This window comes from Arthrobacter yangruifuii (assembly GCF_009192775.1).
Lineage (GTDB): Bacteria > Actinomycetota > Actinomycetes > Actinomycetales > Micrococcaceae > Arthrobacter_B > Arthrobacter_B yangruifuii.
Map to the genome: position 1 here is coordinate 320559 of NZ_VTFX01000001.1, position 23834 is coordinate 344392.

Below are 23834 nucleotides of genomic sequence, written 5' to 3' on the forward strand. Positions count from 1 at the left end.
CCGACGGGCAAAAGGAATGTTCCGGACGTGCGAACCGTGCGAGAATGGTGCCGATGTCAAGCCTCGAAATCACCCCCGCAAAAAAGCAGCGCACTGCCCGCGCGCTTCCCACCGCTACCGGACCGCAGGTCCGCCCTGCCACGGAGGGTTGGGAACAGGCCAAGGAACCGGACGGCCGCCCGCTGCTTCAGTTCAAGTCCCCGCGCGTCTCCCAGCCGCCGGCCCACCTGGCTGACATGACGCTGGCCGAGCGCCAGGAGAAGCTGAAGTCCCTGGGCCTGCCGGCGTTCCGCGCCAAGCAGCTGTCGGTGCATTACTTCCAGCACTACACCACCGATCCGGAAGCCATGAGCGACCTCCCCAAGGACCGCCGTGACGAGCTGGTGGGTGAGATGTTCCCCACGCTGCTCACCGAGATCAAGCGCCTGACCACTGACAACGGGGACACGATCAAGTTCCTCTGGCGCCTCTTCGACGGCTCCCTCGTGGAGTCCGTGCTGATGCGCTACCCCGGCCGGATCACCCTGTGCGTGTCCAGCCAGTGCGGCTGCGGCATGAACTGCCCGTTCTGCGCCACCGGCCAGGCCGGCCTGACCCGCAACATGTCCACCGCGGAAATCCTGGACCAGATTGTCCAGGCCAACCGGGTGATCAAGGAAGGCGGCCTCGGCGGCAAGCGGCGCGACGGCGGCCACGACGCCGAGCGAGTCACCAACATTGTTTTCATGGGCATGGGTGAGCCGCTGGCCAACTACAAGCGGGTCATGAACGCCGTGCACCGGATGGCCGCCGAAGTTCCCGAAGGCCTGGGCATGAGCGCCCGGAACATCACCGTCTCCACCGTGGGCCTGGTGCCCGCCATCAAGAAGCTCGCCGAGGAGAACATCCCGGTGACCTTCGCGCTGAGCCTGCACGCTCCGGACGACGAGCTGCGCGACGAGCTGATCCCGGTCAACAGCCGCTGGAAGGTGGACGAGGCGCTGGACGCCGCGTACAACTACTACCGCGTCACCGGCCGCCGCGTCTCCATCGAGTACGCCCTGATCAAGGACATGAATGACCACGCCTGGCGCGCGGACCTGCTGGCCAAGAAGCTCAATGCCCGCGGCCGCGGCTGGGTGCATGTAAACCCCATTCCGCTGAACCCCACGCCCGGGTCCATCTGGACGTCCCCGGAGCCCGAGGTCATCTCCGAATTCATCAACCACCTGATCGATGCCGGTATCCCGACCACCATCCGCGACACCCGCGGCAAGGAAATCGACGGCGCCTGCGGCCAGCTGGCTGCGGCGGACTAACCGGCGCCGGGCGCGGCCGACGTTCCGGGTCCGCGGACAAAGATGCAGAACGGATGTCCCGCCGGATCGGCGTAGACGTATAAGGGCTCCTCGGGGTCGTCCGTGCGGTCAAAAAGCAGCTCGGCCCCGAGCGCCAATGCCCTGCCATGTTGGTCCGTGAGGGACTTCCGATCGGGGACCGTGAGGTCGAGGTGCAGCTGCATGGGCACCTCCGGCCGGGGCCATGTTGTCCGCTTGAGCTGATCGACATGCTGGAAGGCCAGCCGGGGGCTGCCGTGTGCGTCCGTCAGCGTTAGCCAATCGGCGTCGTCGGCCGTTCCATCCGGCGCCGTCTCATCCCCCGGCCGGTAGCGGAGGCCCAGGAGCCGACGGTAAAACTCCGCCAGCCCCCGCACATCGGGAGCGTCCAAAACCGTATGAAGCAGCTGAGGGTATTCGGCCATGGGGTAACCGTAATAGCCAGCCACCTGCTCCGCATCCCCGGCCCGGCGCCCGCCCCATCCGCAACTACTGCAGGCCGTCGCCCGGATTACTTGGTGACGTGATCCACCAGGGAATCGGCAATGCCGATGTACTTGGCGGGGGTGAGATCCAGCAGGCGCGCTTCCGCCTCGGCGGGCAGACCCAGGCCGGAAACAAACTCCCGCATCCGTTCCGCGTCCACGCGGTGGCCCCGGGTCAGTTCCTTCAGCCGCTCGTAGGGGTTGTCCATGCCGGGCGTGCCGGCGACGGCCTCGGCGCGCATCACCATCTGGATGGCTTCACCGAGCACCTCCCAGTTGCTGTCCAGATCGGCGGCGAGGACATCGTCCGCCACATCGAGGCGTTCCAAGCCCTTCACCACATTGGAGATGGCGAGGACGGAGTGGCCGAAGGCCACCCCGATGTTGCGCTGCGAGGATGAATCGGTAAGGTCGCGCTGCCAGCGGGACGTCACCAGGGTGGAGGCCAGGGTGTCCAGCAGGCCGTTGGAAATCTCCAGGTTGGCCTCGGCGTTTTCGAAGCGGATCGGGTTGACCTTATGCGGCATGGTTGAGGACCCGGTGGCGCCGGCGACCGGAATCTGCTTGAAGTAGCCGATGGAGATGTAGCTCCACACGTCCGTGCAGAAGTTGTGCAGGATCCGGTTGAAGCGGGCCATGTCTGCGTAGAGCTCGGCCTGCCAGTCATGGGACTCAATCTGCGTGGTGAGCGGATTCCAGGTCAGGCCCAGGCCCTCCACGAAGCTGCGGGCCACCTGCTGCCAGTCGGCGCCGGGCACGGAGGCGTAATGCGCGGCGTAGGTGCCGGTGGCGCCGTTGATCTTGCCCAGGTACTCGGTCTTCGCGATCCGGCGCAGCTGGCGGGTGAGGCGGTGCGCCGTGACGGCCAGTTCCTTGCCCAGGGTAGTGGGTGTGGCCGGCTGGCCGTGGGTGCGCGAGAGCATCGGCACGGAGCGGGTTTCTTCGGCCATGACGGTGATCCGGTCCACCAGGTCATGTGCTGCGGGAAGCCACACGTTTTCCACCGCGCCCTTCACACCCAGGGCATAGGAGAGATTGTTGACGTCCTCGGAGGTGCAGCCGAAGTGCACCAGCGCGGTCAGGTTCTCAATACCGATGGCTGTCAGGCGGCGTCCGATGTAGTACTCCACTGCCTTCACATCATGGACGGTGACCTGTTCGATCTCGGCGAGTTCCGCAATGGAGGTGCCGTCGAAGCCGGTGACGATTTCGCGCAGCTGTGCCTGCTGCTCTTCGCTGAGCGGGGAGGCGCCCGGGAGTACCGCGTTGGATGTCAAGTGGATCAGCCACTCGACTTCCACGTGTGTCCGGTCGCGGTTCAGCGCGGCTTCGGACAGGTAGTCCACGAGCGGTGCCGTGACGCCGCGGTAGCGGCCGTCCAGCGGGCCCAGCGCAATCGCGGGTGTGACGGAGGCAAGGGAGACACGGGGTGCAGCTGCGGATTCGGCCATGCGGTAATTCTTTCATGCCGCGCGGGCGCTGCCGGTGCGTGACTTTCCGGCCGGTGCCCTGCCCGCGTTCCACCGTCCGTCCGGTCGTTGCCGAAGACGGCTTTCCCTCCACAGGAAGGCTTTGGGCGGTACCGGTGCGGGGTGTGTCCCCTGCCAGGCCGGTGGCGCCGGCTACCCGGCCGGGTGTGCGGGAATCTAAGCGGACCGGCATCGATCCTGGGAAGCCGGAAAGTGCGTCTACCGCGTAGACGTTCAATCACTGCCGGGAGGTAATAGTGGACGAAATGGCAGCTTACGCGGTTGCTGCGGAGACGGAGCAGTTGCTTTTGGGATTCGCAGCGGATACCGATGAGCTGGAACGGGAGCTTGCAGAGGCGGCCTTGGTTCAGTGGGACTCTCCTGCCGCTAATGCTTTCCGGCGGGAGCTGCTCGCCGCCGCCCGGTGGATTCCGGAGGCCTCCTCGCAACTGCTTGCAGCAGCCGGCGAGCTACGGCAGGATCCGTTTCTGCTCGCCACGGGGCACTGACGATGACGGCGCCAGCAGCCGGCGGCAGTGACGGGGGGACATATGTCGTCAGGGGAGGGGTGGCAGGGCTCCTTGTCCAGTATGAGGATCTGGTCCGGGTCGCCGGCAGGCTGGATTCCGCAACCGGTCGCCTGCGGCAAGTCGAAGAGAGGGTGACGGATCTTTGGCTGAGATTCAGTGCGCTAGGCGTCGGTTCCGCGTCGGCTCACCGGGTCACGGTACGGATGCTGGAAGCACGCCACGCGCTCAGGGCTTCTGCTGCCGCCGTTGATGAACTCGCGGACGGGGTGCGCGGGAGTGCCCGCGCCTATGCCGAAGCCGAAGGGAGGGTCCGGGGCCGCATTCTTCACGGTGTCAATCCGTGGTTTGCGCCCGGTGTTTACCCCCGGGCTGGAGGATTTCCCACTCTCCAGCAGGCGGAAACCGGCCTGGCTTCTCCGGTCTCCGAGACCGCAATGCACGCCGGCCTGGGCCTGATAACCGCAACCGGCCTGGGGAAGCTGCGCCCGGTCGACGTGACGACCCTTCCCGGGAAAACGGAAACCGTCAGGGCAGAGGGAACCGCCGCGTGGATCCTGGGACGCTCGGACGTGTTGAAGCGTGAAAATGACCCGGGTGTGATTGAAGTGATCCAGACAGTGGGGGCCGACGGCGAGCCGACGTTCGTGGTTACCCTCCCGGGTACGCAGGGCATCGGCATTTCGGAAGACAGCGAAAACCCGTTTGATGTCCTGGGGGTTCTGGAACCCACCGTCGAAGACAGCCGGTATGTAACGGCGGGAGTGGCGGAGGCGCTGCGGCGTGCCGGAGCGGAGGCGGGGGACGCGGTCATTCTGTCCGGTTACAGCCAGGGCGGGGGCCATGCCGCCCACGTCGCCGTAAACCTCACGGAGGAAAGCAACTACGAGGTGGTGTTCCTGCTGACGGCCGGCAGTCCGACCGGCGGCACGGATCTACCGCCCGGTCTGGCGGCACTGCATTTGGAGCATGTCCAGGACTGGGTGCCCGGAATTGACGGCAAGCAGAATCCCGATACACGGGACCGGGTCACCATGACCCTGACCGATCCCGTGGCCATTCCCGAGGGTGAGGATGCCGGTTTGGGTCCTGCGCACCGGCTGGACAACTACCGTGAGGGTGCCGCACGAGCCGATGCCAGCGATGACGCTTCCCTGAAAGCAGCCCTGGGCTCGCTGGGCACAGCCATTGCGGCCGGAAGTATCGCCACCCGGCATCTCTACCGCTTCACGCGGGAGAAGCTCCCGCGCCGGCCGGTGCGGGTTGTGCCGCCCGGGCCGACTCCATCACCTTCGCCGGGTCCTGTGCCGCCGCCGGGGACTGCACCGCCGCCGGGGACGCGGGGCCGTGTCAGGGGAACGGGGGAGGATTATCATCCGCCCGTGGGGCCCTGGGGAAAATAGGCCGCCTTCGGGCCGGGCATGGGTGCCGCCGCGGTTAGTTCCGGCTCCGGCTCCGGCTCCGCCGCCGGCTCCCGGTCACCATATCCAGCACCAGCGAAACAAGGCTGATGACAATAGCCCCGAGTATGGCGGTCCAGAAGAAGGAATCAACCTCGAACCGGATGGGGGTGTAGCTGCTTAGCCAGGCGGTGAGCTCCAGCATGGCGGCATTAACGACCACGCGGAACAAACCCAGCGTCAGGATGGCCAGCGGCAATGTCAGTCCCTGGGCAATGGGGCGAACCAGGGCGTTAACCGCACCGAAGATGAGGCCGACGAACAAATACGCAAGCGCCCTATCGACGGCCGGATCGCCGCTCAGGCTCCCCGTAGGCGCGCTGACCGTAAGGCCGGGCAAAAGCCACCCCGCAACCCACAGGGCAACGGCATTCAGGACTACCCGCAGCAACAGAGAAAGCATGCGTCCATGCTGGCAGAAAAGGGGCCACTACTGTTAACGCCATGACCACCACCGAGAATGACACCAACGCAGCTGAAATTCCCGCACCCGGCATCGCCCCCGCACCCGGCATCGCCCCCGCACCCGGCATCGCCCCCAGGCCCGTCATCGGGAAGTTGCCCCAGTACAAAGCGGGTAAGCCGCCGACGGTAGTGGAAGGCCTGCAGAGCTACAAGGTGTCCTCCAACGAAAACCCCTTCCCGCCGCTGCCCGCGGTGCTGGAAGCCATCATGGCCTCCGCTGCCGTGAACCGCTATCCGGATCCGCTCTCCACCGCACTGCGCAACGAGCTCTCCACGTTCCTGGACGTTCCCGCCGAAGACATCGTGACGGGCGGTGGCAGCCTCGGAGCGCTGAACCAGCTGCTCGCCGCCTTTGCCGGACAGACGCCGGACGGAAAAGCGGATGAAGTCATCTACGCCTGGCGCTCCTTTGAGGCCTACCCCATTAGCGTTGGCCTGGCCGGTGCTGAAAGTGTCCAGGTGCCCCTGAACGCCGACGGCACCCACAATCTGGACGCCATGGCCGACGCCGTCACGGAGCGGACCAGGGTGATTCTGCTGTGCACCCCGAACAACCCGACCGGCCCGGTGCTCACCACCGCCCAGGTGGAGGATTTCCTCCGCCGGGTTCCGTCCAACGTCATCGTGGTGATCGACGAGGCCTACGAGGACTTCGTGCGGGACGATGACGCGGTCAACGGCATCGATATGTACCGCAGCCACCCCAATGTGGTGGTGCTGAGGACGTTCTCCAAGGGTGCAGGACTGGCCGGACTGCGTGTGGGGTATTCCGTCTCCCACGCTCCGGTGACCCAGCATCTTCGGGTGGCGGCGGTTCCGTTCGCAGTGTCGACAATCGCCGAACAGGCGGCAGTGGCGTCTCTGCGCCACCACGGAGAACTTGTGGAAAGAATACAAGGACTCGTTGCGGAGCGGACCCGCGTGGTGGACGGCTTGAAAGCGCTGGGCTGGTCCATTCCGGCGGCCCAGGGCAACTTCGTCTGGCTCGGTTTGGGGGAGAATACCCCCGAGTTTGCAGCTCTCGCGGAACAGCAGGCCCTGGCGGTCCGGGCGTTCGGAAATGAGGGCGTGAGGGTGACCATCGGTGAAGAGGACGCAAATACAAGGTTCCTCGCGTTATGTGCAACCTATACAAAAGGCCCCGGCGTTTCCTAGCGTGTCTTAGGTAGGGGCTGAAGCCGCGCCGTCGTTAGGCTTTGGAAGGTAACTTCCACTTGTATGCAACACCGGGAATATATTCCCGGGACGGTATATTTCTAGCGCGGTGCGGCTTTTGGCTGTCCAGGCGAGGAGTAGGCATGGACGTAGGACACTTGCCGGCCAGTGAGTTCGACTCGGCCGGACTCGAGCAATCCCTGATGGGTGCTCCGGAGCTGAACCCTGTCCCGGACATGGTTCAGCTCCTCACCATCGACGGGGAGCTGCGCCAGGACGGGACCTACAGCAGCTACGTCCAGGATTTGACCCCCGAGGAACTCCGCGGGTTCTACCGGGACATGTTCCTGGTCCGCCGGTTCGATGAAGAGGCCACTGCGCTCCAGCGGCAGGGTGAACTCGTCATGTGGGTTCCGCTCACCGGCCAGGAAGGCGCACAGATCGGTTCCGGCCGGGCACTGCTGCCGCAGGACTATGTTTTCCCCACTTACCGCGAGCACGGTGTCGCCTACACGCGCGGGCTGGAACTTGCCCAGCTGCTTCGGCGCTTCCGCGGCATTTCCCATGGTGGGTGGGATCCCCGGGAGGTGAATTTCCATCTCTACACGCTCGTGCTGGCTGCCCAGGTGCCGCACGCCGTCGGCTACGCCATGGGGATGGCACGTGACCGGCTGGTGGATCCCAAACTGCCCGAAGCCGCCACGGTGGCCTACTTCGGCGACGGCGCCAGCTCCGAAGGCGACGTGCACGAGGGTATGGTTTTTGCCGCGTCCTACAACGCTCCGGTGGTCTTCTTCTGCCAGAACAACCACTGGGCCATCTCCGTTCCTACCGAAGTCCAGTCGCGGATTCCCCTGGCCAACAGGGCCCAGGGCTACGGCTTCCCCGGTGTGCGGGTGGATGGCAACGACGTTCTGGCCGTCCATGCGGTGACGCGCTGGGCCCTGGAACGGGCGCGTTCCGGCGCCGGTCCCGTGCTGATCGAGGCTTTCACCTACCGGATGAGTGCCCATACGACGGCGGACGATCCCACTAAGTACCGTCTCAGCGCGGACGAGGAAGCGTGGCTGGACCGGGACCCGATGCTTCGGATGGAAAAGTACCTGCGCCGCCAGGGCCTGGCCGATGACGCGTTCTTCGAGGAACTCCGCGAGGAAGGCCGCAGCATGGCGGTCCGGCTGCGGGAAAACGTCCAGCAGATGGAGGCGCCGGGTTTTGCGGATGCTTTCACCGATGTGTACGCCGAAGCGCACCCGCTGATCCGTGAGGAACTGGATGCCCACCGCCGGTACGAGGCAGGCTTCGCCGACGCCGAACCTGCCGCCGGCACCGCCACACCCACCTCCCGGGAGCACAACGCATGAGCACCACCATGACCATGGCCAAGGCCATCAACGCCGGTCTGCGCGCCGCCCTGGAATCACACCCGAATTCGCTGCTGATGGGCGAGGACATCGGTTCCCTCGGCGGCGTCTACCGGGTCACCGAAGGCCTGAAGGCGGACTTCGGTGCCGACCGCGTGATGGACACTCCGCTGGCGGAATCCGGAATCATCGGCACCGCCATCGGCCTGGCCCTGCGCGGCTACCTGCCCGTGTGCGAAATCCAGTTCGACGGGTTTGTCTTCCCGGGCTTCAACCAAATCACCACGCAGCTGGCCAAAATGCACTCCCGCAGCGAGGGTGCGCTCAGCGCACCCGTGGTCATCAGGATTCCCTACGGCGGCGGAATCGGCTCTATTGAGCATCATTCGGAATCCCCGGAAGCGCTCTTTGCCCACACCGCCGGATTGCGCATCATCACGCCGTCGAACCCCCAGGACGCGTACTGGATGATCCAGCAGGCCGTTGACTGCAAGGACCCGGTCATCGTCTTCGAGCCCAAGCGCCGCTACTGGCTCAAGGGCGACGTCGACACCACCGCGCCCACGTCGGATCCGTTCTCCGCACACATTGTCCGCGAAGGAACCGATGCCACCATCGTGGCGTACGGGCCGCTGGTACCCGTCGCCCTGGCCGCTGCCGCGGCAGCGGAGGAAGACGGACGGTCCGTGGAAGTGGTGGACCTGCGCTCCATTTCCCCCATCGACTTCGACACCGTGACCGAGTCCGTCCGCAAAACCGGACGGCTGATCGTCACCCACGAAGCACCGACCTTCGGCGGGATCGGCGGGGAAATCGCCGCGCGCGTCGCAGAGCGGGCCTTCCTGTCCCTCGAAGCACCGGTGCTGCGCGTGGGCGGGTTCCACATGCCGTACCCCGTGGCGAAGGTCGAGGAGCACTACCTGCCGGACATCGACCGCCTGCTCGAAGCGCTGGACCGCTCCTTCGCCTACTGACGAGCCTGCCTGCCCGCCAACCAACCGCCGAAAACCAAGAACGAGTAACCATGACTGAAAAGACATTCCGCCTGCCGGACGTGGGCGAAGGCCTGACCGAAGCAGACATCGTGCAGTGGAAGGTCGCGCCCGGAGACACGGTGGCGGTCAATGACGTGATCGTGGAAATCGAGACCGCCAAGTCCCTCGTGGAGCTGCCCTCACCGTACGCCGGCACGGTGTCCTCCCTCATGGTCGCGGAAGGTGACACGGTCGACGTCGGCACGCCCATCATTAGCGTGACGGTCGGCAGCGCTGCCGGATCAACGACGCCGGAGGAAACCCCCGCACCAGCCTCCCCGGCGGCGGCACCTGTTTCGGCACCGTCCGCGGCTGCGGGGGACGCTCCCCGGGCCTCGCTCACGGGCACCGGGCCCAAGCCCGACGCCGTCCACCGCCGTCCCCGCCGTTCCGCCCCGTCCGGGACGCCGGCGTCGTCTGCAGCCCAGGCCCCGGAAGCCTCTGTCCCGGCGCCGTCCGGCAAGCCGGCACCGTCAGGAACCGCCGCAGTGCAGGACCGGGCCACCCGGCTGATCCAGCGCGTGTTGGCCAAGCCGCCCGTACGCAAGGCGGCAAAGGACCTGGGCATCAACCTGGAGGATGTCACCGCCACGGGCGCCAGCGGCGAGGTCACCAAACAGGACCTGATGAGCTACCAGGCTCAGCGTGAGTCAGAGCGCGGGTCGGCCGGCGGATTCCGGTTCCCCGGCTCCGCAGCGGACGACTCCCGCATTGAACGCATCCCCGTCAAGGGAGTTCGGCGCGCCACGGCAAACGCCATGGTTGAAAGCGCCTTCAGTGCACCCCACGTCAGCATCTTCGTGGATGTGGATGCCTCCCGCACCATGGAGTTCGTCAAGCGGCTCAAGGCATCGAAGGATTACGAGGGCATCCGGGTCTCTCCGCTGCTGATCCTCGCGAAGGCGGTCATCTGGGCCGCCGCCCGCAACCCGTCCGTGAACGCCACCTGGGCCGGCGACGAGATCCTGGTCAAGCACTTCATGAACCTCGGTATCGCAGCAGCTACCCCGCGTGGGCTGATGGTGCCCAACATCAAGGAGGCGCAGGATCTTTCGCTGAAGGAACTCGCTGTCGCCCTCAACACCCTGGCGGCCACTGCACGGGAAGGCAGGACGCAGCCTGCCGATATGCGCGGCGGCACCCTGACCGTCACCAACATCGGATCGCTGGGCATCGACACCGGCACCCCGATCATCAACCCCGGTGAAGTCGCCATTGTGGCGTTCGGAACCATCAAGCAGAAGCCCTGGGTGGTGGACGGCGAGGTGGTGCCGCGCTGGATCACGACCCTTGGCGGCTCCTTCGACCACCGCGTGGTCGACGGCGATCTGTCGGCCCGCTTCATGGCCGACGTTGCCGCGATTCTGGAGGAACCGGCGCTGCTGCTGGGCTGAGGAACGTTCAGCCCACCTTGACGGCGTCGACGGCGGCTCTCAGGATCGGTGCGAGGCGGCGGACACCTTCGGCAATGTCCTCGGCGGAGACAGCACTGAAGGCCAGCCGCAGCTTGTTGGAGGATCCCTCGCCCGGCCTGAAGGCCGCGCCGGGGATGAAGACCGTTCCGGCCTCGATGGCCTTGTACAGCAGCGGGTAGGTGTCCACGCCCTCGGGCAGCGTCACCCAGATGAAGAACCCGCCCTCCGGACGGGTCCACGTGACACCCTCGGGCATCTGGTCCGCCAGGGCAGCCAGCATCGCGGAGCACCGTCCGGCGTAGAGGGTGCGTGAACTGCGTACGTGGCCCATCCAGTCGTAGTCCCTCAGGTACGCCGAAACCAGCATCTGGGTCAGGGGCGAGGGGCAGAGGACAACCGCCTCGCAGGCAAGGTAAAAACGCCGGTAGAGGTGGCGGGGGATCAGCGCCCAGCCGAGCCGGACCCCGGGGGCGAAAATCTTGGAGAACGAGCCCAGATACAGCACGTCCTGGGGGTTTCCGGCGCGCATGGGAGCCAGCGGTTCGCCGTCGAACCGGAGGAGGCCGTAGGGGTTGTCCTCGAGGACCAGGATGTTGTTCCGCCGGCAAATTTCCACGACTGCCCGTCTGCGGTCCGCGGTGAGGGTGACCCCGCTGGGGTTGTTGAAACTGGGGATGGTGTAGAGCAACTTGATGGTTTTGCCCTCGGCACGCAGCTGGCGGATCCGCTCCTCCAGAGCCTCCGGAATGAGGCCGTCCCCATCCATGGGCACGGTGCGCACATCAACCTCATAGGCTTCAAAGGCATTCAGCGCGCCCACATAGGTGGGATCCTCGCAGAGGATGACGTCCCCGGGGTTGCAGAAAACCTTGGCTGCCACGTCCTGCGCCGACTGCGAGCCCGTGGTAATGACAATGTCCGCGGGATCGGCGTCGAGGATTCCCTCCGCCGCCATCACCTCGCAGGCCTGCCGGCGCAGCTCATCCATGCCCTGTCCGCCGCCGTACTGCAGGGCTTCCAACCCATGCTCGGCGAGGATCCGCTGCGCCGTCCGGCCAAGCTCTTCCAGGGGAAGGGAACGGAGGTAGGGGCTGCCGCCCGCAAGGGAAATCAGGCCGGGTTGGACAGAAATGTCAAAGACGTCCCGCACCGCCGACTGCTTGATGTGGAAGGCGCGGTTGGAGAACAGCACCTCATGCCGGTGTGAACCGGCGGCACGCTCCAGGGCGGCCATGGTGTCAACGGGCAGTTCTACGGCATCGGAGAATTCCTCGCGGGTCATGCCACCCATGCTAACCCCGTAAGTTGACCGTCAGGCAACGGCTGTTTCGTACACGCGGCGCGGAAGGGCCGGCTGCTAAATCCAGCCCGCCTTATGGGCCTTGATTCCGGCCTGGAACCGGCTGTCCGCACCCAGCTCCTCCAGCATCCAGGCGATGTGTCGCCGGCACGTGCGCACACTGATGCCCAGTCGGCGGGCAATGGCCTCGTCGGAATGCCCGGCTGCCAGCGCCGTCAGCACCGCCCGCTGCGTGCTGGTGAGGTCTTCCCTGCCCGGATTGTCGGTCAGGAACGGCTCCGCCAGGCCCCATGCAAACTCGAAGAGCAGGCCGAAAATCCGGATCAGGTTGGGATCCCGTACTACCAGCCCGGCAACATCGCCGGGATGCAGGTCACGGGCCACCACCGCCACTTTCTCATCGAAAATGAGGGTCCGCAGGGGCACGTACGGAAGGGTGCGGAACTGTCCTCCGGCAGCGGTAATGGTCTCCACCGCCTTGCGCGTGGGTACGTGGTCCCGCGTGCTCGCGTGGTAGAGCGTCTGCCGGCGTACACCGCTGCGCAGGAGGTCCAGGTCCTTCTCCACGCTTTCCTCATGGATGTCGGCATTGGCGCCCGGCCCCGGGCGGGCAATCAGTACGCGGTCGGTGGCGCTGCGGCCGTACTCGATCAGCACCCGCTGCACTTTTTCCTTATCTTCGACCACTTCCACGGTCGGATCGGCGGCGAGCCGTTTGCGTGCTTCAACGTAGGCCGGCGTCAAGGCGCTCATCTCCCGGCGGCGGGCATTGATCCTGCCGCGCAGTTCCAGCAGCGTCCGTTCATCCGGGTCAACCAGCTCCGCGAGGGCCACTTCCGGGGAAACAGCAATGTAGCTGGGGCAATCGGAGGCCTGCTGCAGCAGGAGGCAGCGGGCCGTCAGTTCGCTGATGGCGGTGTCGACCATCCGGCTGGTGTACCCCAGTGCTTCGGAGGCCTCCGCTGCCGTCCATCCCGGTCGGGTGACGGCAAAGCGGTAGACGTCGAGCGAAACCTGAGACAGCACGGCGAATCCTTTCTTCAAAGCATTGGCTGGAGCCCCCCCAGCTACCCTACCCAGCGCCGACGGATAACGGGCTGGGTGTGACGAAAGTGTTTTATGACGGCAACACACTTTGAAATGCCGGACATGGCCGGTTAATGACATGGGTGCCCCCGTCATCCACTCGTCCCCAAAAGCCTGCCCCAAGGCCTGAGCCTACGCGCTGCGGCCCGGGAGCGGGGACTCTCCGGGTCCACATCCGGACATGTCAGGAACCGGGCAGCGGAGGGTCTTTACAGCCCTTGCAACGGCGGGGGAAGCTTTCGGAGTCAATCAAGGCGCCGGCTGAGCAACAGCCTGAGACCCAAGGGGGATAGCGATTATGAAGAGCTGGGACTGGTTCTAACCTAAGGCCCGCACAGGGCAATCACCCGAAAAACAAGAACAAGACAGGCCGCCAGCGGCGGTAACCGCACCCCGAGGGGAAGACACATATGAGCCAGCTAGCTGCTGTTCGACCAGCCTCACGGACGCAACCCGGCACTCACTGGTGGTCGCTCTCCATCCATACCGGGGGCTTTGATGTAGCGGACGGCGTCATCGGAGAACTGGTTACCCCGCTGGCAGCCCAGGCCCAGCTTCTGGGGGCGCAGCGGTGGTACTTCACCCGGTGCGCGGAACCGGCCCACGCACACGTCAAACTCCGGGTACTCGCGGGCATGAGCACGCTGGACCGGCTGCAGTCATTGTTCGTCGCGTTGCAGGAACAGTCCAGCGGCGTCATCGGGCACCTTGAAACGAGCCAGCAGTTCAGCGAGCCGGCCACGGACCGGCTCAGCCCCGGGGGCAGCGAGCCGCAGGACCCCCGTATTGAAGCGGACCTCGCCAAATACGGCGGCGTGGAGGGCCTCTCCCTCGCCGAAGAGGTCTTTGAACTCTCCTCTGACCTGGCCAGCTGGGCCACTGCGCGCTTTCCCAAGGTCCAGAACCGCTGGGCGCTCGGTTCGCTGCTGCTCTTTGATGCGGCCCGGAGCATGATGAAGGGTCCCCGGGCATCAGCCTGGCCGGACCGCCGCCGTCTGTCCTGGGACTATTACTGGGACAGCCACCTGCGCAGCTGCACCGCCGGGTTCGGCCCGCGGGCAGCCGGGGTGCGCCAGGCCATGACGGTCCAGATCGGGGCAAAGGTCATGCCTACCCACCGGCTTATGGCGGCGACGGCGGCCGAATCCGCCGTCGAAAACTGGCGCCGCCGCTGGTTCCGCGGCATCGACACGTATCTTTACCGGGCGGATAAGGCACGGCTGAGTCGAAGCGCCCAGCACCTCACGGTGTACCAGGCGCATATGCTTTTGAACCGCCTTGGCCTAAGTCTGCGGGAAGAAGCCGCCATGGGACTGTACGCACGGACCTGGAGTCCGGAGCGCGAGTCGGTTCTGCTTGATAAGCGCTGACGGCGCAGAAATGGGAAGGGGGTCCATCCGGTGGCCGAGCATGAAGAAGTAGTGGTGGGGGACTCCCAGGAACTCGGGACGGTCCTTGGATGTTCTGACGACGTCCTTGATGACCTGAAGAACAGCGGGGTTCTCGCATCCCACGGAGAAGCTTGGAATGTGGGTCCGGCGCGCGAATACCTGAGGGACGCGGCCTGGGCGGACGAGGTGTGGTTCTAGGCGGTTTCCCGCGCAGAACTCGCCGAGCCAGCCCGCACAGAGTTACCAGCGCAGAAGAGGGACGGACCGATGACGGTCCGTCCCTCTTCTGTGTGTCTGCGGCAGCCTAGACTGCGGAGACGGATGCGTCCGCAAGAATGCGCACTGCCTCACCGAGCTGTTCCACGGTGTCCGGATCATCCTGCGGGTGGATTCCGGCGTAGCGGGTGACCGAACCGCCGATGGCCAGGCGCACTTCCTCAACCACGCGTGCACCCGCAATGCCAACCGACTTGCGCGCGTCGTCCTGCGCCCATACGCCGCCGTACTGGCCGAAAGCAGCACCGATCACGGCGGTCGGCATACCGGAAATGGCTCCGGCGCCGAACGGGCGGGACAGCCAGTCGATGGCGTTCTTCAGCACAGCCGGCATGGTGCCGTTGTATTCGGGGCTGATCAGCAGCAGGCCGTCGGACGCTGCGGCAGCGTCCCGCAGGGCCTGGGCGGCTGCAGGAACGAGCCCTTCCACATCAATGTCCTCGTTATAGAACGGAATCTCGCCCAGCCCGTCGAAGAGCTTCACCTCGACGCCTTCCGGAGCGCCGGCGGCGGCGGCCTCTGCGAGCTGCCGGTTGATGGAACCGGCGCGGAGGCTGCCGACGAGGGTCAGGATGGTGGTGCTCAAAATTGGAACTCCTGTCTTGGCCGTGCCGGATGGCAGGCACGGGCACGGATTCTTCTTCATGGCTTAAGCGGACTACAGTCCGATTTTATTCCCGACGGGAGTTACACTGGCCCGCATGGGCGGGAGAGGACCATCACAGGCAGGTATCCGGGTGGATGCCGCACGGAACCGCAGCCTCCTGCTCCAAGCGGCCCTGGAACTCGTCGCGGCGGGCGGAGCAGACGCCCTGACAATGGACGATCTCGCTGCCCGTGCGCGCGTGGGCAAGGGGACCGTATTTCGCCGCTTCGGTTCGCGGGCCGGCCTTATGCAGGCGTTGCTGGACCATGCCGAGCAGGGTTTCCGGACCGCGTACGTACTTGGTCCGCCGCCCCTGGGGCCGGGGGCTTCGGCCAGGGACCGCCTCCATGCCTTCGGCCTGGCCCGGCTGGCTTCACTGAAAGTCACCGGTGAACTGGCGCGGGCAGCCGACGTCGACCCCCGGACGCGGTACCGGCATCCATCCCGGAGCCTTGCCCGGGCGCACCTCGCCGGGCTGCTCCGGATGGCCGGACCGGTTCCGGATCCGGAACTGGTTGCCTATCAGCTGGCTGCGTTTCTGGACGCCGGCCTGCTGCTGCACCTGAACGGAGAAGAACGGATGAGCCTGCACCGGCTGGAGAAAGGCTGGAGAAAGGCTGGGAAGAGCTGGTGGACGCGGTGATCCGGACCGGAAACTCCCCGGCCTAGGAGGGAATCTGGCCGTTCGGCTGTCCGCGCCGCAGCGATGCGATGAGGCAACGGAGCGCCTCCCGCAGTTCACGGCTGTCTTCCGCGACCAGGTCCGCTTCCGACTCGGCCAGCTGTGCGCACTCGAGGGCCCTCGCGCCGGCGTCCGTCACCACCCAGGTCCCCGAACCGTCCGGGACCGCATATCCGGCGGACCGGAACTCCATCAGGTGTTTTTCAACGGCAGGCAGGAGCCGGCCGGTCGCAGCGGCCAGCGCGTGCGCCGCGGCGGGCTCCGCGGCAAGGTGCTCCAGCAGCCTGTAGCTGCTCCTATTCAGTCCGAACCGTTCCAATACCCTGTCGCAGGCAGCCTGTGACACATACGCCGCGGCGGAGAGCAGCCGCGGAAGGTATCCAGGCGCAGCGCCGGCTTCGGATGCGGCATCGGTTGCGTGGGTTGCTTCTTCCTCGGGGCCGGCGGGTTTCACGAGTCCTCCCCGGCGGTGCGGGCGTGGAGCAGGACCGGGATTCGCGGGGCGCTGGCCAGCGGTATGGCATCGCTGAAGCAGACGTGGCAAGACGGCACAGGGTTTCCTCGAGAAGTTGGAAAGGTACAGCTGGGGAAGCAGGCCTCGTCTTGACCAGTAAATATCCTAATGCGGCATTTCCCCGCGGGACAAACGGGATCGGAGGGGGCAAACGCGGCGCCCTCCCGCTGTAATGATGCCGCCTCCGGATGACTCCGAATGTCCCGGGACGTATTTCTCGGTTAGCTTGGTCTGGTGCAAATCAAGGACCGGATAGAGAAGTCACCGATGAGCCGGCGGCAGGTGGCGATCATCGCCATTTGTACTGCCCTTTATATGATTGACGGCTTTGACGTCCTGGTCATGGCCTTCAGTGCCAGCCACGTCGAAGATGAATGGGGTTTATCGGGAGCACAGCTGGGTTACCTGCTCAGCGCCGCACTGGTGGGAATGGCAGTGGGATCCATTTTCGTTTCCACGGTTTCGGACATCATCGGGCGCCGGAAAACACTACTGATCGGTGTCTGCATTGTCGCGGCAGGCATGCTGGCCTCGTTCTTTGCCCCCGGCTACGGAGTCCTGGTGATCCTGCGCTTCCTGACGGGCGTGGCCATCGGAACGCTGCAGTCCACCATCAGCGTGTTTGCATCCGAGTTCTCCAATGCCAAGCGCCGCTCCACCGCCTTATCCATCGTCAGCATCGGCCAGCCTATCGGCGGAGTTCTGGGCGGACTGATCAGCGGCATCCTCATCAGTCACTACGGCTGGCGGTCGGCGTTCCTGTTCGGCGCCGTCGTCACTTTCCTGATGATCCCGCTGGTGATGAAGGCCTTCCCGGAATCGGTGGATTACCTGCTGGTGCGGCGGCCGTCCGGCGCGCTGACCCGCGTTAATCAGAGCCTGCGTGCCATCGGCCAGCCCACGGTGGACGTCCTGCCCGAAGACGTAGCCTCCTTTGAGGCCAAGTCCCGTTTTGCAGACATTCTGACGGGCTACAACGCCCGCCGGACCATCCTGCTCTCCCTGGCCTACTTCGTCCTGATGGGAAGCTTCTACTTTGCGAATTCCTGGACTCCGCGCCTGATTACCGCCAGCGGATTCACTGCGCAGGACGGGATCAATGCCGGAGTGTTGTTCAGTGTCGGGGCGATTACCGGCGGCGTCCTGCTGGGTCTGCTCGGTGCGCGCTTCCCCATGCGCAAGGTCCTGGCCGTGTTCTTTGTCATCGGCGCCGCCACCTTCGTGGTGTTTGCCAACTCGACCACGGGCTCGCTCGGCTGGGCCCTGTTTGCGGCGGCGCTGGTGGGCTTCGGCTCGAACGCACCGATCGCCGGCATGCTGGCGATCAGCCCCACTTATTATTCCAGCGAGGTCCGCGGCACTGCTCTGGGGCTGGTCATCGGTATGGGCCGCGTGGGTGCCATCATCTCGCCGATCCTGGCAGGAGCGCTGATCGACGGCGGCTGGACGGCCGGGGATCTGTACTTCCTGTTCGTGATTCCGATGGCCTTGGGTGCCGTCATCATCTCGCTGCTGGGCCAACCGGTCCTGCGCGGCGCCACCCCCAAGGCTTCGGCCCCGGCCCCGTAGCTCCTTCCCGGTCCGACGCCCGAAGGTGCCGGACCGGGAAGGAGCAGCCGAAAAGGCTAGGAATTCACCACCTCCGGCCAGTCCGAGGCCAGCTCCAGTCCGTGGGCGGCAGAGACCGAGGAATGGGTGACGCGGCCGCCGGCGATGTTGAGTCCGTGGGCGAGGTCCGTGTACTTCTCAAAGGCACCCGCCACGCCGAGGTCGGCCAGCGCCACCGCGTAGGGCAGCGTTACGTTGGTCAACGCATAGGTGGATGTGTTGGGCACCGCGCCGGGCATGTTGGCCACGCAGTAGAACAGGGAACCGTGCACGCGGAACGTGGGATCCTCGTGCGTGGTGGGATGGCTGTCCTCAAAGCAGCCGCCCTGGTCCACGGCAATGTCCACCAGGACGCTGCCCGGCTTCATCCGCGACACCATGTCATTGGTGACCAGTTTGGGGGCCCGGGCGCCGGGAATCAGGACGGATCCGATGACGAGGTCCGCGTCCATGACGGCCCGTTGGATTTCGAAGGAGTTGGACGCCACCGTCTTGATGCGGCCGGCGTACAGCGCATCCAGTTCACGCAGGCGGTCAATATTGATGTCCAGGACCGTGACGTCGGCATGGGTGCCGACGGCGGCTGCAGCCGCGTTGGTTCCGGCCACGCCTGCCCCAAGAACCACCACCTTCGCGGGGCGGACTCCCGGAACGCCTCCGAGCAGCAGTCCGGGGCCGCCGGCGGGAGCCATGAGGGACTGCGCACCCACCTGGACCGAGAGCCGCCCGGCCACTTCGGACATGGGTGCCAGCAGGGGGAGGGCACGGCCGCGCTGCACGGTTTCGTACGCGATAGCGGTGACGCCGCTGTCCAGCAGTGCGGCAGTCAGTTCCGGTTCCGCGGCAAGATGCAGGTACGTGAAGAGAATCAGACCCGGCCGGAAATGGCGGTATTCAGAAGCGATGGGCTCCTTGACCTTGAGGATCATTGCGGCCTGGGACCAGACGTCGTCGGCTGAATCCAGGATCTGCGCTCCTGCAGCGCTATATTCCGCGTCAGTAATATTCGAACCGGTGCCGGCACCGCTCTGTACCAGCACCTGATGGCCGTGGGAGCGCAGTTCATGCACGCCCGAAGCGGTTATGGCTACACGGAATTCATTGTTCTTGATTTCCTTGGGGATACCGATGATCACAGTATGGCTCCGTCAGTAGGGTCAGCCGGCGGGGTGTCCGCCGTCACAGCCCCAGCATAAAGCCCCGGCCGAAAGGAGCAGCCCGTCGGAGTCAGCCGTCGGTGGCTCGCCCGGTGTCTCCGGCGGCTTCACCCGCAGCTTTGGCCGTTTTCGCGGCCTGCTGCGATTCAAGCCAGGAGGAGATGTCTTCCATCCGGATGCGGCGATGCGACCCCCGGTACTGCACCGGGATGATCCCGGCATCCGTCAGGTTCCGCAGGTACGTGTGGGAGATGCCGGCCGCCGCGGCTGCCTGGGAAGTCGTCAACAGCGGTACCGGGCCGGCGGGAAACGGCGGATCCGCCGGGGCGGACAGTTTGGATGACACCGTCACCGGGTTCCCCTCCGCGAGGCGGGACAGCAGGTCCAGTACCGCATCGCGGGCGGTCTCGGGCAGGCGCAGGGCGGTGCCGTCCACGAAGACGGTGACATCACCCGCGGCCAGCGCCCGTTTCAGCGCAAGGGTGTCTTTGTCCGGCAGTGCAGGTACGGTCCTGGAACTCTCACTCATGGTCCTCATCTTGCCAAAGGAATGGCGGGCGGGAGGCCACCGGCGCGGTGGGAGCGGGGCGGAATGGAGGACGGTGCGGAACGGTCGTGGTGGAATAGGGCTGTCACGGCGAAAACGGGGACCCGTTTCCGGTCCGGCAGATACTCGAGGGAGAGCTCATGGGCACCGACAGCAGCAGGTCCATCCGGGGTGCAGTCCTGCAGACCATCGGCGCTCCGCGTCCCTATGCCCGCTCCCGGCCGGTGGTGGTCCGGGACCTGGAGCTTCAGCCGCCGGGGCCCGGGGAGATCCTGGTCCGCATTGAGGCTGCGGGGCTGTGCCACTCGGATCTGTCAGTGGTCAACGGGAGCCGGATGAGGCCGCTGCCCATGCTGCTGGGACATGAGGCCGCCGGCAAGGTGGAGGAACTGGGCGAGGGCGTTGAGGACCTAGCCGTCGGGCAGCGGGTGGTGATGGCCTTCCTCCCGCGCTGCGGCGAATGTGCGGGCTGCCGGACCGAGGGCAAAATGCCGTGCATCCCCGGGTCCGCAGCCAATAATGCCGGCACCCTGCTTGGCGGCGGCATGAGGCTGCGGGGCGCTGACGGCGAAGAAGTGAGGCACCACCTGGGCGTTTCCGGATTTGCCACCCATGCCGTGGTCAACCGGAAGTCGGTGGTGCCGGTGGATGACGACATTCCGCCGGAGGTGGCGGCGCTGCTGGGCTGTGCGGTGCTGACCGGAGGGGGCGCGGTGCTGAACCCGGCCCGGCCGGGCAAGGACGACGACGTCGCCATCGTCGGGCTCGGCGGCGTCGGCATGGCAGCGCTGCTCACGGCGCTCTCCCTCGACGTGCACAGCGTCATCGGCATCGACGCACTGCCGGGGAAGCTGGCCCGTGCCCGGGAGCTCGGAGCGGACGCGGTCTACACCCCGCAGGAAGCGCTCGACGCCGGCATCCGCCCCGCCCTGGTCATCGAAGCCGCGGGGCATCCCCGTGCGTTCGAAACGGCCGTGCGGATCACCGCCCCCGGCGGCACCACCGTCACGGTGGGGCTTCCCGCCCCGGACCAGACGGCTGAAATTGCCCCGCTGACACTCACGGCGGAGGCACGGACCATCGTGGGCAGCTACCTCGGCTCCGCCGTTCCCGCCCGCGATATCCCCGTCTATGCGCAGCTGTGGCGGGAGGGGAGGCTGCCGGTGGAAAAACTGGTCTCCTCCACCGTTGCCCTGGAGGATATCAACGCGGCCATGGATACCCTGGCGGACGGCCAGGCCATCCGCCAGGTCATCCGCTTCGATCCGGACGGCGCTTCCGTATGAGTGCAGCAGAGTCCGGGCGCCGGTGGCAGCCTGACATCTTGGGCGAGGGGTTCGAGCAGCTGACCCTGGATCTGCCCGACGGTGCCGTCGCCACCCTGGTCCGCTACACGCCGCCGGCGCCGGAGGCACCATCAGGTGCCCTGCGGGGCCATACGCCGGATGTCCTTTATGTGCACGGCTGGTCCGACTATTTTTTCCAGACCGAGCTGGCACGCTACTGGGCCGGGCAGGGTGCCCGGTTCTTCGCCGTTGACCTGCATAACTACGGGCGGAGCCTGCGTCCGGGGCAGGAACCCGGCTACGTCCGGGACCTCAGCGAGTACGACGAGGATCTGGCCGCTGCGCTGGACGCCATGGGGCAAAACGCCCCGGATGCCGGGCCGCTGATCCTGCTTGGGCACTCCACCGGCGGCTTAACGCTGGCCGTCTGGGCGCACCGCCACCCCGGCAGGGCGGCAGCCCTGATCCTGAACAGCCCCTGGCTGGAATTCCAGGCCACGGAATGGGCCCGCCGGGTCATTTCCCCGCTGGTCAGCCTGCAGGCCCAGCATCATCCGCGCAGGCCGTTGCCGCCGATAGATCCCGGGATCTACACCCGGACGGTTTCCGCTGCGTTCGGCGGGGAATGGCACTACAACGTCCAGTGGCGTCCCGTCCGGGGATTTCCGGTCACTCTCGCGTTCCTGCACGCCGTGTTCTCCGCCCAGGCCATGGTGGCCGCCGGCCTGCAGCTGCAGCTTCCGGTCCTGGTGCTGCTCTCGGACAACAGCTACCTGCATCCGCGCTGGTCGGAGGATGCGGAACGTTCCGACGTCGTCCTGGATGTGAACACAGTGGCCCAACGCGCCCTCTCCCTCGGATCCTCCGTGACCGTGGGCCGGATCCCGCATGCGATGCACGATGTGTTCCTGTCCGCACCCGAGGTCCGGCGCCGGGCCTACGAGGCGATGACCCGCTGGGGCCGGGGCTATCTGCAGCCCGGGCCCCAGCGCGGCCCGGCGCCCGCCCCTTAGTCGATCAGCTCGTAGGCCGGAAGGGTCAGGAAGTCCGTGTATTCCCGGGACAGGCTGATCTCCCCGATCAGGCGGCTGGCCGGCTCAAAGTAGCCGGTGAACATGTCCGCGGAGACCTCCTGGCGCAGGCGTTCCGTCTCCTCGGCCAGGAGCCGGCTGACGAGTTCCTCGGTGACGGTTTCGCCGGTGTCTTCCAGGACGACGTTGTTGCGCACCTGCTGCCAGACCTGGGAGCGTGAAATCTCTGCAGTCGCTGCGTCCTCCATGAGGTTGCGGATGGCTACGGCCCCGTTGCCGGAGAGCCAGACGGCCACATAGTTGACCGCAACATAGAGGTTGGACCGCAGTCCGGCCTCGGTAATGGAGCCTTCGGCGGTGCTGACATCCAGCAGGTCCGCAGCCGTCACGGACACGTCTTCGCGCTGCCGGTCCACCTGGTTGGGCCGGCTGCCCAGGACGGCGTCGAAGACATCGCGGCAGACCGGAACCAGATCCGGGTGGGCCACCCATGAACCGTCAAAACCGTCGCCGGCCTCGCGGGTCTTATCCGCCTTGACCTTCTCCAGTGCGCTCGCGGTGATCTCCGGTTCACGCCGGTTGGGGATGAAGGCGGCCATGCCGCCCATGGCGAAGGCGCCGCGGCGGTGGCAGGTCTTCACCAACAGCTCGGTGTACGCACGCATGAACGGCGCCGTCATCGAAACGTCGGCGCGGTCCGGCAGCAGGTAGTTCTTCCCGGCGTCGCGGAAGACCTTGATCATGCTGAACAGGTAGTCCCAGCGTCCTGCGTTCAGCCCGGAGGCGTGGTCCCGCAGCTCGTAGAGGATCTCTTCCATTTCGAACGCGGCCGGAATGGTCTCGATCAGGACTGTCGCCCGGACGGAGCCCTGCGGCACGCCCACATACTCTTCGGAGAAGGAGAAGACGTCATTCCACAGGCGGGCCTCGAGGTGGCTCTCCATCTTGGGCAGGTAGTAGTAGGGGCCCTGTCCGTTGTCCAGGAGATGTTTGGCATTGGCGAAGAAGTGCAGGCCGAAATCCACCAGCGCACCGACGGCGGGTTCCCCGTCGATCAGTACGTGTTTTTCGGGAAGGTGCCAGCCGCGCGGACGCATCACGACGACGGCGAGCGGCGCATCGGTGCGCAGCGTGTATTCCTTGCCCTCGGGCGAGGTGAAGGAAAGGTCGTTGCGCGCCGCGCGGTAGAGGTTCACCTGGGAATCCACAACATTGTGCCAGGTGGGCGTGCAGGCGTCTTCAAGGTCCGCCAGCCAGACCTTGGCACCCGAATTCAGGGCATTGATAGCCATTTTGGCCGGGGACGCCGGGCCGGTCATTTCCACGCGGCGATCCTGCAGCGCGGCCGGCGCCTCGGCGACCTTCCACTCCCCGCTGCGGATGTCCGCGGTTTCGGGCAGGAAATCCAGCCTGCCGGTGGAGGCCGCTTCCTGCCGGCGCACGGAGCGGGCGGCAAGGCGCTCGTCCCGGGTGCTTCGGAAACGCCGGTGGAGTTCTTCGATGAATTCCAGCGCCCCGGGCGTCAGGATCAGGTCTGCACCCTCGGCGGGTGCGGGATCGGTTATTTCAATGGCCATAATGGATCTCCCTCAGGCAATGCCGGTGGACAGCCGGAACGTG

23 protein-coding genes are annotated in these 23834 nt (G+C 66.0%); 13 read left to right on the top strand and 10 right to left on the bottom strand.

The annotated features are described in order from the left end of the window. Positions 1-53 precede the first annotated feature (53 nt). Positions 54-1298, top strand: a complete 1245-nt coding sequence (gene rlmN / locus GD627_RS01605; protein WP_146360065.1) for a dual-specificity RNA methyltransferase RlmN — start codon at positions 54-56, stop codon at positions 1296-1298. Here rlmN and GD627_RS01610 read toward each other — a convergent pair. Then, positions 1295-1741, bottom strand: a complete 447-nt coding sequence (locus GD627_RS01610) for a VOC family protein (RefSeq protein ID WP_152271075.1) — start codon at positions 1739-1741, stop codon at positions 1295-1297. The two genes, rlmN and GD627_RS01610, sit on opposite strands and share 4 nt — an antisense overlap. An 86-nt stretch (positions 1742-1827) precedes the next feature. Then, on the bottom strand, positions 1828-3252 hold the full coding sequence (gene purB, locus GD627_RS01615) for an adenylosuccinate lyase (protein WP_152271076.1): 1425 nt from the start codon (positions 3250-3252) through the stop codon (positions 1828-1830). A 284-nt stretch (positions 3253-3536) separates the two neighbouring features. Between purB and GD627_RS01620 the strand changes: the two genes are divergently transcribed. Both GD627_RS01620 and GD627_RS01625 read left to right on the top strand, forming a co-directional pair. Then, on the top strand, positions 3537-3779 hold the full coding sequence (locus GD627_RS01620; protein WP_152271077.1) for a hypothetical protein: 243 nt from the start codon (positions 3537-3539) through the stop codon (positions 3777-3779). Between the two features lie 59 nt (positions 3780-3838). After that, positions 3839-5200: a WXG100 family type VII secretion target gene (locus GD627_RS01625; RefSeq protein WP_152271078.1), complete on the top strand. Its 1362-nt coding sequence runs from the start codon at positions 3839-3841 to the stop codon at positions 5198-5200. A 34-nt stretch (positions 5201-5234) separates the two neighbouring features. Here GD627_RS01625 and GD627_RS01630 read toward each other — a convergent pair whose 3' ends face one another. Further along, entirely contained in the window at positions 5235-5660 is a 426-nt protein-coding gene (locus tag GD627_RS01630) for a phage holin family protein (protein ID WP_152271079.1), read from the bottom strand. Between the two features lie 41 nt (positions 5661-5701). Between GD627_RS01630 and GD627_RS01635 the strand changes: the two genes are divergently transcribed. The 4 genes from GD627_RS01635 to GD627_RS01650 all read left to right on the top strand — a co-directional run bounded on the left by GD627_RS01635 (position 5702) and on the right by GD627_RS01650 (position 10669). Further along, positions 5702-6877, top strand: coding sequence for a histidinol-phosphate transaminase (locus GD627_RS01635; RefSeq protein WP_152271080.1), 1176 nt, complete (start codon positions 5702-5704; stop codon positions 6875-6877). A 143-nt stretch (positions 6878-7020) separates the two neighbouring features. Continuing rightward, entirely contained in the window at positions 7021-8241 is a 1221-nt protein-coding gene (gene pdhA, locus GD627_RS01640) for a pyruvate dehydrogenase (acetyl-transferring) E1 component subunit alpha (RefSeq protein WP_152271081.1), read from the top strand. Further along, entirely contained in the window at positions 8238-9215 is a 978-nt protein-coding gene (locus GD627_RS01645; protein WP_146360090.1) for an alpha-ketoacid dehydrogenase subunit beta, read from the top strand. The genes pdhA and GD627_RS01645 overlap by 4 nt, the downstream gene beginning before the upstream one ends. A 50-nt stretch (positions 9216-9265) precedes the next feature. Beyond that, complete coding sequence (locus GD627_RS01650; protein WP_152271082.1) at positions 9266-10669, top strand: dihydrolipoamide acetyltransferase family protein; 1404 nt, start codon at positions 9266-9268, stop codon at positions 10667-10669. Between the two features lie 7 nt (positions 10670-10676). Here the strand turns inward: GD627_RS01650 and GD627_RS01655 are convergent, their stop codons facing one another. Both GD627_RS01655 and GD627_RS01660 read right to left on the bottom strand, forming a co-directional pair. Then, positions 10677-11972: an aminotransferase-like domain-containing protein gene (locus GD627_RS01655; RefSeq protein WP_152271083.1), complete on the bottom strand. Its 1296-nt coding sequence runs from the start codon at positions 11970-11972 to the stop codon at positions 10677-10679. A gap of 75 nt (positions 11973-12047) precedes the next feature. Continuing rightward, complete coding sequence (locus GD627_RS01660) at positions 12048-13016, bottom strand: helix-turn-helix transcriptional regulator (protein WP_152271084.1); 969 nt, start codon at positions 13014-13016, stop codon at positions 12048-12050. Positions 13017-13486: 470 nt separating this feature from the next. On the opposite strand from GD627_RS01660, the gene GD627_RS01665 reads away from it, so the two are divergent. Continuing rightward, on the top strand, positions 13487-14446 hold the full coding sequence (locus GD627_RS01665; RefSeq protein ID WP_152271085.1) for a lantibiotic dehydratase C-terminal domain-containing protein: 960 nt from the start codon (positions 13487-13489) through the stop codon (positions 14444-14446). 30 nt (positions 14447-14476) lie between these two features. Then, entirely contained in the window at positions 14477-14665 is a 189-nt protein-coding gene (locus GD627_RS01670) for a hypothetical protein (RefSeq protein ID WP_146360106.1), read from the top strand. Between the two features lie 106 nt (positions 14666-14771). Here GD627_RS01670 and GD627_RS01675 read toward each other — a convergent pair whose 3' ends face one another. Beyond that, positions 14772-15332 (bottom strand): NAD(P)H-dependent oxidoreductase, encoded by a 561-nt coding sequence (locus GD627_RS01675; RefSeq protein ID WP_210250463.1) that lies wholly within the window; start codon positions 15330-15332, stop codon positions 14772-14774. A 112-nt stretch (positions 15333-15444) separates the two neighbouring features. Here GD627_RS01675 and GD627_RS01680 point away from each other — a divergent pair, with 112 nt between their 5' ends. Next, a complete protein-coding gene (locus tag GD627_RS01680) occupies positions 15445-16032 on the top strand; it encodes a TetR/AcrR family transcriptional regulator (RefSeq protein ID WP_152271087.1) in 588 nt (195 codons plus the stop codon). Positions 16033-16054: 22 nt separating this feature from the next. On the opposite strand, the gene GD627_RS01685 is transcribed toward GD627_RS01680, so the two are convergent. Further along, on the bottom strand, positions 16055-16525 hold the full coding sequence (locus GD627_RS01685) for a hypothetical protein (RefSeq protein ID WP_152271088.1): 471 nt from the start codon (positions 16523-16525) through the stop codon (positions 16055-16057). Positions 16526-16819: 294 nt separating this feature from the next. On the opposite strand from GD627_RS01685, the gene GD627_RS01690 reads away from it, so the two are divergent. Then, a complete protein-coding gene (locus GD627_RS01690; RefSeq protein ID WP_152271089.1) occupies positions 16820-18154 on the top strand; it encodes an MFS transporter in 1335 nt (444 codons plus the stop codon). Positions 18155-18210: 56 nt separating this feature from the next. On the opposite strand, the gene ald is transcribed toward GD627_RS01690, so the two are convergent. Both ald and GD627_RS01700 read right to left on the bottom strand, forming a co-directional pair. Then, positions 18211-19329: an alanine dehydrogenase gene (gene ald, locus GD627_RS01695; RefSeq protein WP_152271090.1), complete on the bottom strand. Its 1119-nt coding sequence runs from the start codon at positions 19327-19329 to the stop codon at positions 18211-18213. 91 nt (positions 19330-19420) lie between these two features. Next, positions 19421-19879 carry a helix-turn-helix domain-containing protein gene (locus GD627_RS01700; protein ID WP_152271091.1) on the bottom strand — a complete coding sequence of 153 codons (459 nt, stop codon included), beginning with the start codon at positions 19877-19879 and terminating at the stop codon, positions 19421-19423. Between the two features lie 158 nt (positions 19880-20037). Here GD627_RS01700 and GD627_RS01705 point away from each other — a divergent pair, with 158 nt between their 5' ends. Further along, positions 20038-21183, top strand: a complete 1146-nt coding sequence (locus tag GD627_RS01705; RefSeq protein ID WP_152271092.1) for an alcohol dehydrogenase catalytic domain-containing protein — start codon at positions 20038-20040, stop codon at positions 21181-21183. Further along, positions 21180-22196 (top strand): alpha/beta hydrolase, encoded by a 1017-nt coding sequence (locus GD627_RS01710; protein ID WP_152271093.1) that lies wholly within the window; start codon positions 21180-21182, stop codon positions 22194-22196. Before GD627_RS01705 ends, GD627_RS01710 begins: the two co-directional genes overlap by 4 nt. Here the strand turns inward: GD627_RS01710 and aceB are convergent. Then, positions 22193-23791, bottom strand: coding sequence for a malate synthase A (gene aceB, locus GD627_RS01715; protein WP_152271094.1), 1599 nt, complete (start codon positions 23789-23791; stop codon positions 22193-22195). The genes GD627_RS01710 and aceB overlap by 4 nt on opposite strands. Positions 23792-23834 lie beyond the last annotated feature (43 nt).